Source organism: Kitasatospora sp. NPDC048540, from assembly GCF_040651175.1.
GTDB lineage: Bacteria > Actinomycetota > Actinomycetes > Streptomycetales > Streptomycetaceae > Kitasatospora.
Map to the genome: position 1 here is coordinate 16,486 of NZ_JBEZIR010000115.1, position 12,400 is coordinate 28,885.

Sequence of the window (12,400 nt, forward strand, 5' to 3'; positions counted from 1 at the left end):
GCTTTCCACGGCGGTGTGCGCGTCGAACATGGTCTGCGGTCTCACCTCTGGGAGATTTCCACGACGGCCCCGGCACTCTCCCCGGCGGGGGCGAACAGCCCGATCTCGCCGAATCTTTCACCCACCCAGTCGTCGTCGTAGACGGAGTCGAGATAGCGTTCCCCGAAATCCGGGGAAATGGCCACGGCGCACACGTCCGGCCGCTCCCCGAGCAGCCGTTGGAAGGCGCCGGCGAGCACCGTTCCGGTGGAGCCGCCGAACAGGAATCCGCGCCGGGCGAGGAATCGGCACATCCGGATCGCGTCGACCTCTTCCACCATCAGGATCTCGTCGACCACCGATTCGTCGGCGATCTCCGGGCGGCGGCCGGTGCCGAGTCCCGGAATGTAGCGCGGCCCGGCCGGCCCGCCGAAGGTGACCGAGCCCACGCTGTCGACCGCGACCACCTTCGCGGGGTGGCCGGCCTCCTTCAGGTAGCGCGCGCACCCGGTGAGGGTCCCGGTCGTCCCGGCGCCGACGAACAGGTACTCCAGGTCCGGGTACGACTTCACGATGGCCGGCCCGGTGCTCCCGTAGTGGGCGAGCCAGTTGTTGTCGTTGGCGTACTGGTTGAGCCAGAACATCGCGGGCTCCGCGGTGCAGCGCTCCTGCACGTACCGGATGCGCGCGCCCAGCAGGCCGCCGACGGGGTCGGGTTCCGACACCACCACCACCTCCGCGCCGAACACCCGCATCAGGCTGGCGTTGCGCGGGCTGCACCGGACGTCGGTGACGCAGACGAAGCGGTACCCCAGGTTGGCGGCGATCGCGGCGACCGCCACGCCGAGGCTCCCCGAGGAGGACTCGATGATCGTCGAGCCGGGCCGGATCAGCCCCTGCTGCTCGGCCGCGGCCAGCATCCCGGCGGCGGCCTTCGCCTTGACGGAACCGGCGAAGTTGAATCCCTCGCACTTCAGCGCCAGCGTCCTGCCGAAAGCCGGCGAGAGGTCGACGAATATGTCGTCGAGGACCAGGTCCTGCGGCGCCCGGATACCGGATTCCCCACCCGCGGGCGAAAAGTTCAAATCAGTGTGCGGAACCATGTGATACGCCACCAGATCCTTTATCCGGGGCACCCGGTCCGCATGGTCGGGATGCGCTCCGGGTAAATGTGCGTCGGGTAATGCCACTGCACGGCCGCAAAAGATCTTCCCGCAAGTCCCACCCGCCTGGCAATGTCGATTTGTCCGGATGCGGCCACTTGGCATGTACCTACCCGCGTAGAGTGTGACCAGCCTCACAGGTCGAACCGGTGGCGCGCCCGCCCCTGCACCCGGGCGGACACCGGGCCGCCACCGCCGCGCTCCTGAACGACCGTCAACCGGCCACCCGGGGCGGTGGATCGGTCCAGCTCACCCCCGCCGGGGCGGCCGGACGCCCGGCCCGCCGCAGCTCTACCACCCGTCACTCGCGCCACGGTCGAGCACCCGGCCGACACCAGGCCCGACCGCCTCGGCATTCCGCACCCACCGGGGGGGCAATTTCCGGCGCTACTCGCCCTCGCCCTCCAGTGCCGCCACCAACTGCGGCAGGCTGCCGTCGGCCACGATGAGGGCGAGGTGGTCGTGGTAGTCCCGGCTGCTGACGATCAGCCCGTCACGGACCCGCAGCACCTGGATGTTGGCGGTCTCGAAGGTCCGCCCGGTCGCCCGGTGGTGCACCCGGTAGTCGAACTCGGCGACGACGATCTCGGGGTCCCCGGTCTCCCGGAGGACGATGTTCAAGGGGGTCAGCTCCACCGGTGAGACCGCCGCGACCTGGGCGAACCGTTCCCTGAGTGCGGCCCGCCCCACGGTCCGGCGCGGACCGGCCGGCTCGAAGACGGTCTCCACCACGGCATCCTCGGCGTACAGGTCCGCCAGCTCCGTGTACCGCCCTTCGCCGATGCCCTCGATCAGCTTCCCGAAGACCTCGCGCGGCAACGGCTTCTCGGACATGTTCTCGGGCATGACGAACCTCCAGGGGGATCCACGGTCAGAATCGGACTATCAACTCCGTTTAACGATACGGACCAGCCAGTCCGGTTGTCCAGGAGGCCGACACGGGCTGGGGACAGCCCCCGCACCGACCCGGGTGCCAGCACGATGGGCTGACGGTCCGACAGCCCGGCACGCTGGACCGGAACGTCCACGGGAACGGAACAGCGGGGAGAGCGATGAGGGTGCGCACGGGGGCCACGGCACTGTGGGTGGGGATCTGCGCGGCGGCGGTGGCGGGCGCATTGCCGTCGGCGGCCGCCGCCGAGCGGGTTCCGGCCCCCGCCGGGCTGCGGGCGGCCGTCGAACGGACGATCGCGGACGGCTTCCCGGGAGCCGTGGCGTACGCCAGGCAGGGCGGGCGGGAGACCCGGCTCGCGGCCGGGCTCGCGGACCGGGCGAGCGGCGAGCGGGCCCGCCCGGACCAGCGGTTCCGGATCGCCAGCAACACCAAGTCGTTCGTCTCGACGGTGCTCCTGCAACTGGAGGGCGAGGGCCGGCTCTCGCTGGACGACAGCGTGGAGAGGTGGCTGCCCGGCGTGGTCCGGGGGAACGGCAACGACGGGAGCGCCGTCACCGTCCGGGAGCTGCTCAACCACACCTCGGGGGTCTACGACCCCACCGAGGAACCGGAGTTCTTCGCCCCCTACCTCGAGCGCCACGCCTGGGGCTACGTGTACACCCCGCGCGAGGTGGTCGCCCGCGCGGTCCGGCACGCGCCGTACTTCGCGCCCGGCACCGGCTGGCGGTACTCCAACACCAACTACCTGCTCGCCGGCCTGGTGATCGAGGCGGTCACCCGTCACAGCGCACCGTCCGAGATCCAGCACCGGATCCTCGACCCGCTCGGCCTGCGGAACACCTCCTTCCCCGTGACCGACCCGGACATCCACGGCCCGCACCTGCACGGCTACGACCTCACCGGACGCGACGTCACCCGGTTCAGCCCGTCGTACGACTGGACCGCCGGCGCGATGATCTCCACCGTCGACGACCTGGCCCGCTTCCACCGGGCCCTGTTCGGCGGCGGGCTACTGCCCCCCGCGCAGCAGCGCGAGCTCCTGACCACGGTGCAGTTCCCCGGCACGGTGGCGTACGGCCTCGGCGTGCAGCGCGGGGAGGTGGCGTGCGGACCGGGGCCCGGCACCCCGCCGGTCCCGGTCTGGGCGACCGACGGCGGCGGGCCCGGCTTCACCAGCGTGGCGCTCAGCACCGCGGACGGTGAGCGGCAGCTGGTCCTCGCCGTCAACGTCTACGACCTCGGCGCGGACCTGAAGGGCGAGCCGCCCTTCCCCAGGAGCGAGGGGCTGGTGCAGGCGCAGACCGCCGCCCTGTGCGGCTGACACGGCCCCAGGTCGCCACCGGGGCCTCGCGCGACGGGGCCGGACGTCAGCGCGGCCGGCTGTGGGCGCGGGCCTCGGCGGTGCGGCGGCGCCGGCGGGCGCGGCGACCGCGCGCAGGAGGCCGAGGGCGAGCGGGACGGCGCACAGGGCGTTGCGGGTGCCGGACATGGGGATCCCCCGAATGGCCAGATGTCTGAGCGTTCGTTAGACGTTCTAACGTGAGCCCGACGGGGAGTCAAGAGATGCCGGCGGAACGGCCTCAGGCGGCCGGCCGGGTCTGCGCGGCGGCGGGACCGATCGGGACCACGGCCTCGTCCGTGTGGACCAGGAAGGTCAGGGTCTCCTGGAAGTACAGCTCGATGCGGTCCGTGTCGTGGGCGAGGTAGCCGATCGACAGGTCCTGGCCGAGCTGGAGGGTGAAGTCGCCGCCGCGGGTGGACAGCAGGAACGCGCCGTCGATCGCGGGCGCCCAGACGATCTCGCCGTCGAGCAGCCGCCGCAGGTGCTCGTGGATCGGGTAGCCGTGGTCCGAGGTCTCGCTGACCGCCGTGTAGGCGTCCGCGCTGAGCGCGAGCGTGTACGCGCCGCCGACGCCGGCCAGCCGCAGCTCGCTGACCGCCCGGCTGACCACGTCCGGGTAGTCGCGGGGGTCGGCGGGCAGGGTCAGCGCCGGGTTGCTGGAGGCGCCGCGCAGACCGGTGATGCCGGCGGCCGGGTAGCCCTCGAACACGGCCCGGTCCTCGGCGAAGGCCATCCGCTGGGCGGCCTCCTTGACCGGTCCCCAGTCGGCGTCCTGGGCGCCCCGGGCCACCGCGTCGACCTGCAGCCGGTCCACGGTGAACGGGACCCGCAGCTCCACCACCGGACGGGTGCGGCGCAGCCGGGCCCGGACGCCGGCGGCCGGGGTCTCGATGTCGTCCAGGTGGCCGGTGTTGACGGCGGCCAGCTCCGGCCCGGCCGGCTCGGGTACGTCCACCAGGCGGCGGGCCGCGACGTGCCGGGTGAAGGTGCGGCGGGCCTCCTCCTCCAGGTCGGCCCAGGCGGCGGCGGAGATCGGGGCGAGTTCGCGGTGCAGGTTGTCCATGGGGCGTTGCTCCTGTTCCTGGCTCCGGTGCTGACCGGCGGTGGACGGGTGGGGCTGCGGGCGCGCCGCTCGGCTGCCGGCGGCTACTAACGGCTGCTCAGGCCGCCGATGCCCAGCGAGCCGTGGGCCGCCCCCGCCGGCCGCTCCTCCTGCGCGAGCTGCTGCAGCAGGCCGGCCGGGGGTGCGAAGAAGAGCGTGCCGGTGACCGCGGTGGAGAAGTCGAGGATCCGGTCGTGGGTGGCCGGCCCGTCGCCGAGGAACATGTGCCGCAGCATCTCCTCGGTGACGGCGGGGGTGCGGGCGTAGCCGATGAAGTAGGTGCCGAACTCGCCGCTGCCGGGGCTCCCGAACGGCATGTTGTCGCGCAGGATCCGGCGCTCGGTGCCGTCCGGGTCGGTGATGGTGTTGAGGTCGACGTGCGAACCGGGTGCGTCGATCTCGATGTTGGTGAGTTTGCGGCGGCCGACGATCTGTTCCTGCTGCTCGACGGTCAGCCGGTTCCAGGCGTCGAGGTCGTGCAGGTACTTCTGCACGATCACGTACGAGCCGCCCGCGAACCGCGCGTCCTCGGCGCCGACCAGGACCGCGTCCGAGGCGTCGCCGCCGGTCGGGTTCTCCGTGCCGTCGACGAAGCCGAGCAGGTCGCGCTGGTCGAAGTAGCGGAAGCCGGTGACCTCGTCGGCGACGGCGACGGCACCCCGCAGCCTGGTCATGATCTCGCTGCCCAGCGAGAAGCACAGGTCCTGCCGGGTGGCGCGGAGGTGGAACAGCAGGTCCCCGGGGGTGGCCGGGGCCCGGTGGCGGGCGCCGCGCAGCTCCTGGAAGGGGTGGAGGTCGGCCGGGCGGTCGCCGCCGACCAGCCGGTCCCAGGCCTGGGAGCCGATCGACGCGACCACGCTCAGCTGCCCGTCGGGGTACCCGAAGCCGACGGCCCGCTGGAGGCCGTCGAGGTCCGCGAGCAGCTCCCGGACCACCGGCTCCCCGCCCGGGTCGACGGTGAGCACCAGGAACAGGGAAGCGCTGGTCAGCGGGCTGAGCACGGACTGCGGCGTCGGCATGCGCACCATCGTGGCACGGGTGCCCGGCCCGCGGGCGGGGGCGCGCGTGGCCCCGGTCCCGATTGCGCCGGCGGGAGTGCGGGCGGTGGGGCCCGCGGCCGTGATGTGCCGGTTCAGGTGCTACACACCGGGTATGCCCAGTTCGCCACCGCCGCCCTCAGCCGGACCCGGGCACCGCCTGCGGGCCGGGGCGGCCGCCGCGGCCCGGGCGCTCTCGCCGCGTGGGGCGCTCGCCCTCGGCCGGGGGGACGGCTCGCTGCTGTTCGCCGCCCGGGCGGCGCTGGCGATGGCGTTGGTGGCGGCGCCGCTGGTGGCGGCCGGGCGGCCCGCGCTCGCCCCGTACGCCATGCTCGGTTCCTTCACCACCACCTTCGGCCGCGGCATGCCCTATCCCCGCCGGGCCCGGGTGCTGGCGGTGGTCGCGCTGGCGATGACGGCCTGCGTCGGGTGCGGTTCGGCGCTCGCCGCGGGCGCCGATCCGCAGGCGGGCGGGGCGGGCGCCGCGCTGGTCGTCGTGGCGACGGCGGTGGTGGCCGCGCTGGCGAAGCTGGTGTGCGACGCGACCCGGCTGGGCGGGCTCGGCGCAGTGCTGCTGCTGTTCGCGTTCGCCGTGGCGGCCAACGGCTCACCGGCCTGGTCCGAGGTCGGCCCGCACACGGCGCTGGCGGCGGCGGGCGCCGCGGTGGCCTGGGGGCTGGCGCTGGCCGGGTGGTTCTGGCGCCCCGACCGTCCGGAGCGGTTCGCGGTGGCGGCGGCGCTGCGCGAACTCGCGGCGCTGGTGGACGACCTCGGTGCGGGCGTCACCGGCGGGCGGTCCCGGCACCGGGCGACCGCCGCGGTCGTCGAGGCGTACCACTGCCTGGGGCTCGCTCCCCCGGTCGCGGGCGTGCGGGAGGAGCGCGGCGGGGTGTACGTCCGGCTCGCCGACTTCTCCTGGTCGCTGCTGATCAGCTCGGCGGGGCGGGCCCCGGACGGGTGCGCCGCCCTGGCGGGCACTCTGCGGCGCCAGGTGCGGCTGCTCGGCGACCGGCGCGGGCGCGGACCGGTGCTGCTGCCGGAGCTGTCGCCGCCTGCCCCGGACGGTGCGGCCCGCGATCCGGCGGGCGCCGGGGCCGCGGCGGACGCCCTCGCCGCGCGGCGGGCCGCCGAGCTGGTGCGGCGCCGGCCCACCGGCTCAGGCCGGCTGGCGGTGGTGGCCGTCCCCGCGCTGCGGATGCTGGTGGGCACCGGGCTGGCGGGTGCGCTCGCCGTCGCGCTCGGGCTCGGCCACGGCTACTGGGCGGCGATCTCCGCGGCGGCCGTCCTGCACTCGGTCAACGTCCGCACCACCGCCCAGCGCGCCGTCCAGCGCACCCTAGGCACCTTCGCCGGGCTCCTGCTGGCCCTGGCGCTGCTGGCCGCGCACCCGGCCGCCGCAGTGCTGGTGGGGCTGGTGGTCGTGCTCGAGTTCCTGCTGGAGGCCGTCGTCGTCCGCAACTACGCGCTGGGCGTGGTCTTCCTGACGCCGCTGGCGCTGCTGCTGAGCGACCTGGCGGCGCCTGCCCCGGCGGGGGAACTGGTGCGGGACCGGGCGCTGGGCAGCGTGCTGGGGATCGTCGTCGGGCTGGGCTGCGCGCTGGTGGTGGTGCACGGCCACGCCTCGGTCAGGGTGGAGCGGGCGCTGGCGGTGTGCGCGCAGACGGCCGAACGCGCGGAGCGGGCGCTGGCCGGGCGGGCGGGGGTGCCGGTGCTGCTGGTCCAGGTGCAGCTGGCGGTGGCCGTGGTGGAGTTGCGCGAGGCCGGTGACGCCGCGGCGGGTGAGCTGTGGTCGGCGGGGATCGACACGGCGGCCCTGGCCGCCGCCGAGCAGCGCGCGTACCTGCTGCTGGCGCGGCTCGCCGGCCCGCACTGACGGACGCCCGCCGCGGTGTCGGCCGGCCGGGTCAGCGGGCCGCCCGGGTGACGGTGACCTTGAGGTGCTTCATCAGCGGCTGGTCGCTCTGGGTGCTGAAGTCGCCGATGGCGCACAGCACGTTCAGCTCCGGCATGTAGCCGGCGGCGCAGCTGCGGGGGATGTCGTAGGGGATGGCGAGGAAGCCGTGCACGGCGCGGGTGGTGCCGTCCTTGGCGGTGCTGGTGATGTCGACGGGGTCGAACTCCTCGATGCCGCGCTCGCGCATGTCGTCGGCGTTCATGAAGACCAGGGTGCGCAGGTTTTTGATGCCGCGGTAGCGGTCGTCGTCGGAGTAGACGGTGGTGTTCCACTGGTCGTGGGAGCGCATGGTGCCGAGGGCCAGCGTCCCGGGGGCGGGGACCACGTCGGGCAGCGGCGCGGAGGAGAACTCGGCGCGCTCCGACGGGGTGCGGAAGACGAGTTCGCGGGCGGGCTGGCGGATCCGGAAGCCCAGCGGCAGCCGGACCCGGCGGTTGAAGTCCTCGAAGCCGTCGAGGGCCCGGGCCATGGTGTCGCGGATGCGGTCGTAGTCCTCGATGTACCACTCCCAGGGGGTGGCGCTGTCGGGGAGGGCGGCGCGGGCCATACCCGCGATGATGGCGGGCTCGGAGAGCAGGTGGGGCGAGGCGGGCCGCTTCATGCCGAGGGAGAGGTGGACCATGCTCATCGAGTCCTCGACGGAGGTGCTCTGCGGGCCGCCGCGCTGGTGGTCCTGCTCGGTGCGGCCCAGGCAGGGCAGGATCAGGGCCCGGCGGCCGTGCACCAGGTGGCTGCGGTTGAGTTTGGTGCTGACCTGGACGGTGAGGTCGCAGGAGCGCAGCGCCTCGAAGGTGTACGGGGTGTCCGGCGCTGCGAGGGCGAAGTTGCCGCCCATGCCGACGAACACCGTCACCCGGCCACGGTGCATCGCCTCGATGGTCGCCACGGTGTCCAGGCCGTGTTCCCGGGGTGCCCTGATGCCGCAGGCCCGGTCGAGCCGTTGCAGGAACTCCTCGTCGGGGCGGTGGTCGATGCCGCAGGTGCGGTTGCCCTGGACGTTGCTGTGTCCGCGTACCGGCGACGGGCCGGCGCCCTCCCGGCCGAGGTTCCCGCGCAGCAGCAGCAGGTTGACGATCTCCCGGACGGTGTCGACGCCGTGCTCGTGCTGGCTGACGCCCAGGCACCAGCTGACGATGGAGCGGTCGGCGTCCCGGTAGATCCGTGCGGCGTCCAGGATCTCGGCCCGGCTCAGGCCGCTCTGGCGTTCCAGTTCATCCCACGGTGTGGCCTCGCACAGCTCCCGGTACCGCGCGAAGCCGTCGGTGTGCCGGTCGATGAACTCCCGGTCCAGCGCCTTGGGGTCGGAGTGCGCCTGCTCCAGCACGGCTTTGGCCATGCCGCGCAGCAGCGCCATGTCGCCGCCGATCCGCGGCTGGAGGTTCAGGGTGCTGGTCCGGGTGGACTTGAACAGGGCCATGTCGACGAAGTCGTGCGGCACGATGGTGCGGGTCGCGGCGGCCTCGACCAGCGGGTTGATGTGGACGATCTGCGCGCCGCGGTGGTACGCCTCGGCCAGGGCGGTGAGCATCCTGGGGGCGTTGGAGGCGGCGTTGACGCCCATGATGAACAGCGCGTCGGTGGCTTCCCAGTCCTTGAGGTCGACCGTGCCCTTCCCGGTGCCGAGGGAGTCCTGCAGTGCGCGGCCGCTGGCCTCGTGGCACATGTTGGAGCAGTCGGGGAGGTTGTTGGTGCCGAGTTCACGGGCCATCAGCTGGTAGAGGAAGGTGGCCTCGTTGCCGAGCCGGCCGGAGGTGTAGAACGCGGCCCGGTCCGGGTCGTCGAGCTCCCGCAGGGTGCGGCCGACCAGGTCGAAGGCGTCCTTCCAGCTGATCGGCGCGTAGTGGTCGGTGGCCGGGTCGTAGACCATCGGCTCGGTGAGGCGGCCCTGGTCCTCCAGCGCGAAGTCGCTCCACCCGTCGAGTTCGGCCACCGAGTGGGCGGCGAAGAACTCACGGCCGACCCGTTTGCGGGTCATCTCCCAGGTGACGTGCTTGATGCCGTTCTCGCAGATGTCCAGGTGCAGGCCCTTGGTGTCGTCCGGCCAGGCGCACCCGGGGCAGTCGAAGCCGGTGTTCTCGTGGTTCATCCGCATGATGGCGCGCGGGCCGTCCACCAGGGCGCGCCGGGCCGCCAGGACCCGGGTCACGCTCTTGGCCGCGCCCCAGCCCGCGGCCGGGTGGTGGTAGGGCCGGAACTGCGCGGCCTCCTCGGGCGCGGGCCCGGGCTCCGGGCGGTCCTGCGGGTCGTCGGGGGCGTTCACCAGGGTCACCTTCCGCCGTCGGTCGGGTCCGGGTCGCGGGTTCAGCGGTCGTCGTCGGGGTCCGCGGGCTCCGGGGGCAGGCCCACCGCCTCGCGGTCCTCCTCGGTGCGCTGCTCCAGTTCGTCCTCGTCGGGGCGCCTGGGCAGGCCGCGTCCGTGCGCGGTGTCGGGGTCCCCTTCGACCTCCTTGTTCGACTTGTGGTGCGACATGGTGTCCTCCTCGTGGTGCGGGGGCCCGTGGCGGGGTCAGGGGGTCGGATCGGGTCGACCCGGGCCGGTTCGGTCAGCGGCCGTCGATCGGGATCCGCTGGACGGCCGGAGCGACGATGCCGGCGACCTACCGAAGAATCGGTCCGGCATTTCACTGAACGGATCGGATGAGCCGAAGGCCGGGGGGAACGGCACTGACATGGCAGCTCCTGGGACTGGGCACCGATTCCACCTAATCCCGCCCCGCAAACGCCCGCAACCGGAGGGATTTCCGTCGGACCGACAATGGTTCAAATAACCGCCTGACATCCGCTGACGGCCTTTGCGCGAGCGGTCGGTGACGTTCTGTCGGCCGGTTCCGGCGCGGCGCCGACCGGCCGGGGGCGGCCCGGCTCCGGGCCGGGCGGCCGGATGCGGCGCCCGCACGGGGCGACGCGGACGGTGACCGCCGTCTCCCGCAGAATTCGGCGCCCCCGAATATCTGCCGATATAATTTCTCCGAGTGACTGACACCGTCCCGGCCGATATTCAGAAACGGGAGCAGAAATGACCGGTATCCCCGAGCCGATCAGCCCCGACGCCCGTCGGGCACTGGAGCAGGAACTCTCCGTTCTGCGCGGCGAGCGCGACACGGTCGCCTCGACCCTGCACGGCACCGACGCCGACTCCCCCGGTGACCGGGCCGACGAGGCCGACGAGCTGCAGCGCGCCACCGAGGCGGCCCGGCTGGACACCCGGATCGCCGAGATCGAGGCCCGGCTGCGCGAGGCGGCCGTCGCCGGGGCGCCCGACCCCGAGGTGGTCGGGGTGGGTTCCACGCTCACCGTGCAGTTCTCCGACGGAGTGCGGGAGTCCGTGCACATCGACGAGATCGCCGACGAGCAGGACCAGGGCCTGGTGACCTCCGACAGCCCGCTCGGGCAGGCCCTGCTCGGCCACCGGGCCGGTGACACCGTGACCTACCGGACGCCCGAGGGGGCGGACGCCGCGCAGGTGGTGTCCGTCGACACCCCGCCCGGCCGGGCCTGAGCGACCCGCCACCGGCGGCCCGGTGCGGGCAGGCCGGGGGTCGGTCGATCCCACCCGGGCGGACACCCATCGGGCACCCCGAATCGGACATATCGCCTGATATCGTCCTGCCTCATGACCCGTTGGCTGCCCGTGTCCGCGCTGCCCCGGCTGGCCGGGTCGATGGCCGTCGGGGCGGTGGTCGGCGTGGCCGTCGCGGCGACCAACGGGACGCCGTTGGGCTTCCTCGCCGGCGTCTCCGCGGCGGAGGCGGTGTTCGTGGTGACCGGCTGGATGGTGCTGTGGCCGATGGACGCGGCCACCGCCCGCAAGGACGCCCAACGCGAGGACTTCCGGCCGGTCCTGGAGGAGCTCGCGGTGATCGCGGCCACGCTGTGCGGGCTGCTCGGCATCGTCGTACTGCTGCTGATCGGCCGCTCGAACGCCGGCCACGCCGCAGCGGCGACCGCGCTCGGCGGGGTGTTCATGGCCTGGGCGGCGCTGCAGCTGATGTACGCCACCCGCTACGCGCACCTGTACTTCTCGAGGTCCGCCCGCGGCATCGACTTCAACTGCGACGAGCCGCCGACCTACCGCGACTTCCTCTACTTCAGCTACAACCTCGGCATGACCTACCAGGTGTCCGACACCTCGGTCACCAGTCCGGCGATCCGCGCGGTGGTCCTGCGGCACTGCCTCCTCTCGTACGTCTTCGGCGCCAGTATCCTGGCGACCACGATCAATCTGGTCGCCGGAGTCGTCACGGGCTGAACACTGGAGGGCTCACGTGAAGGAGTGGATCGCCGCGGTCGAGGCCGAACTCGGGATCGACCTGGAGGTCGACGTCACGGGACTGCTCGACCTGACCAAGGTGGTCGCGCACGGCGTGGCCCGCCCGGCGGCTCCGCTGACGGCCTTCCTGGTCGGGTACGCCGCCGCGCAGGCGGGCGGCGGTCCGGCCGCGGTCACCGAGGCGAGCCGCAAGGTGGCGGCCCTGGCCGAGCGCTGGACGGCCGGGCAGGCGGACGGCTCCGCCGACGCGTGAAGCCGTGACGGCGGCATCCGGGCGGATACCCGGGTGACGCCCGCCCGTTCCGCGGACCGCGAGCAGGCCCACCCCGTTGCGCCGGTGGCCCAGTGGCCGAGCCACTGAACCACGCCGCCGGACGCCCGTCAAGGTCCCAACTCCCCCACCAGGAAAGCTGGCCGAGAAGTGGATGAGCCACTGTTCCACCTCTTTACCGGCGGGTAGCCAGGCCCCATCCTTTGGTACGCCGGTTCCCGCCGCGGACCCCGTGCTGCTGGTCCGCGCCCGGCCGTACCCGCCTGTCTCCCCCGCCCTCCCAGGAGGTGGCCCGTGTTCCGTTCGCGTGTCCGCACCAGCGTGCTGGCCCTGAGCCTGGCCCTCGGGGCGTGGGGCGCCGTCCTGGCTGGACCAGCGGATCGGCGGC

At 73.4% G+C, this 12,400-nt stretch carries 10 protein-coding genes and 1 pseudogene; 5 read left to right on the forward strand and 6 right to left on the reverse strand.

Going from position 1 to position 12,400, the window contains the following annotated elements; all coding sequences use genetic code 11:
- Positions 1–41: 41 nt before the first annotated feature.
- Both sbnA and AB0D08_RS31845 read right to left on the reverse strand, forming a co-directional pair.
- Positions 42–1,094, reverse strand: a complete 1,053-nt coding sequence (sbnA, locus tag AB0D08_RS31840) for a 2,3-diaminopropionate biosynthesis protein SbnA (protein ID WP_359893722.1) — start codon at positions 1,092–1,094, stop codon at positions 42–44.
- 435 nt (positions 1,095–1,529) lie between these two features.
- Entirely contained in the window at positions 1,530–1,988 is a 459-nt protein-coding gene (locus AB0D08_RS31845) for a nuclear transport factor 2 family protein (protein WP_359893724.1), read from the reverse strand.
- Between the two features lie 206 nt (positions 1,989–2,194).
- Between AB0D08_RS31845 and AB0D08_RS31850 the strand changes: the two genes are divergently transcribed.
- A complete protein-coding gene (locus AB0D08_RS31850) occupies positions 2,195–3,358 on the forward strand; it encodes a serine hydrolase domain-containing protein (RefSeq protein ID WP_359893726.1) in 1,164 nt (387 codons plus the stop codon).
- Positions 3,359–3,617: 259 nt separating this feature from the next.
- On the opposite strand, the gene AB0D08_RS31855 is transcribed toward AB0D08_RS31850, so the two are convergent.
- Both AB0D08_RS31855 and AB0D08_RS31860 read right to left on the reverse strand, forming a co-directional pair.
- Positions 3,618–4,442: a family 1 encapsulin nanocompartment shell protein gene (locus AB0D08_RS31855; RefSeq protein ID WP_359893727.1), complete on the reverse strand. Its 825-nt coding sequence runs from the start codon at positions 4,440–4,442 to the stop codon at positions 3,618–3,620.
- Between the two features lie 86 nt (positions 4,443–4,528).
- A complete protein-coding gene (locus tag AB0D08_RS31860) occupies positions 4,529–5,500 on the reverse strand; it encodes a Dyp-type peroxidase (protein ID WP_359893729.1) in 972 nt (323 codons plus the stop codon).
- 133 nt (positions 5,501–5,633) lie between these two features.
- Here AB0D08_RS31860 and AB0D08_RS31865 point away from each other — a divergent pair, with 133 nt between their 5' ends.
- Positions 5,634–7,391, forward strand: coding sequence for an FUSC family protein (locus AB0D08_RS31865; RefSeq protein WP_359893730.1), 1,758 nt, complete (start codon positions 5,634–5,636; stop codon positions 7,389–7,391).
- Positions 7,392–7,422: 31 nt separating this feature from the next.
- Here AB0D08_RS31865 and AB0D08_RS31870 read toward each other — a convergent pair whose 3' ends face one another.
- Complete coding sequence (locus AB0D08_RS31870; protein WP_033824044.1) at positions 7,423–9,732, reverse strand: FdhF/YdeP family oxidoreductase; 2,310 nt, start codon at positions 9,730–9,732, stop codon at positions 7,423–7,425.
- Between the two features lie 41 nt (positions 9,733–9,773).
- Positions 9,774–9,941: a hypothetical protein gene (locus AB0D08_RS31875; RefSeq protein ID WP_199520473.1), complete on the reverse strand. Its 168-nt coding sequence runs from the start codon at positions 9,939–9,941 to the stop codon at positions 9,774–9,776.
- A gap of 546 nt (positions 9,942–10,487) precedes the next feature.
- On the opposite strand from AB0D08_RS31875, the gene AB0D08_RS31880 reads away from it, so the two are divergent.
- The 3 genes and pseudogenes from AB0D08_RS31880 to AB0D08_RS31890 all read left to right on the forward strand — a co-directional run.
- Complete coding sequence (locus tag AB0D08_RS31880) at positions 10,488–10,970, forward strand: GreA/GreB family elongation factor (protein WP_033824045.1); 483 nt, start codon at positions 10,488–10,490, stop codon at positions 10,968–10,970.
- 114 nt (positions 10,971–11,084) lie between these two features.
- Positions 11,085–11,720 carry a DUF1345 domain-containing protein gene (locus AB0D08_RS31885; protein ID WP_033824046.1) on the forward strand — a complete coding sequence of 212 codons (636 nt, stop codon included), beginning with the start codon at positions 11,085–11,087 and terminating at the stop codon, positions 11,718–11,720.
- Between the two features lie 16 nt (positions 11,721–11,736).
- Positions 11,737–11,994: pseudogene (locus AB0D08_RS31890) on the forward strand (DUF6457 domain-containing protein); the annotation flags it as partial.
- Between the last annotated feature and the right edge of the window lie 406 nt (positions 11,995–12,400).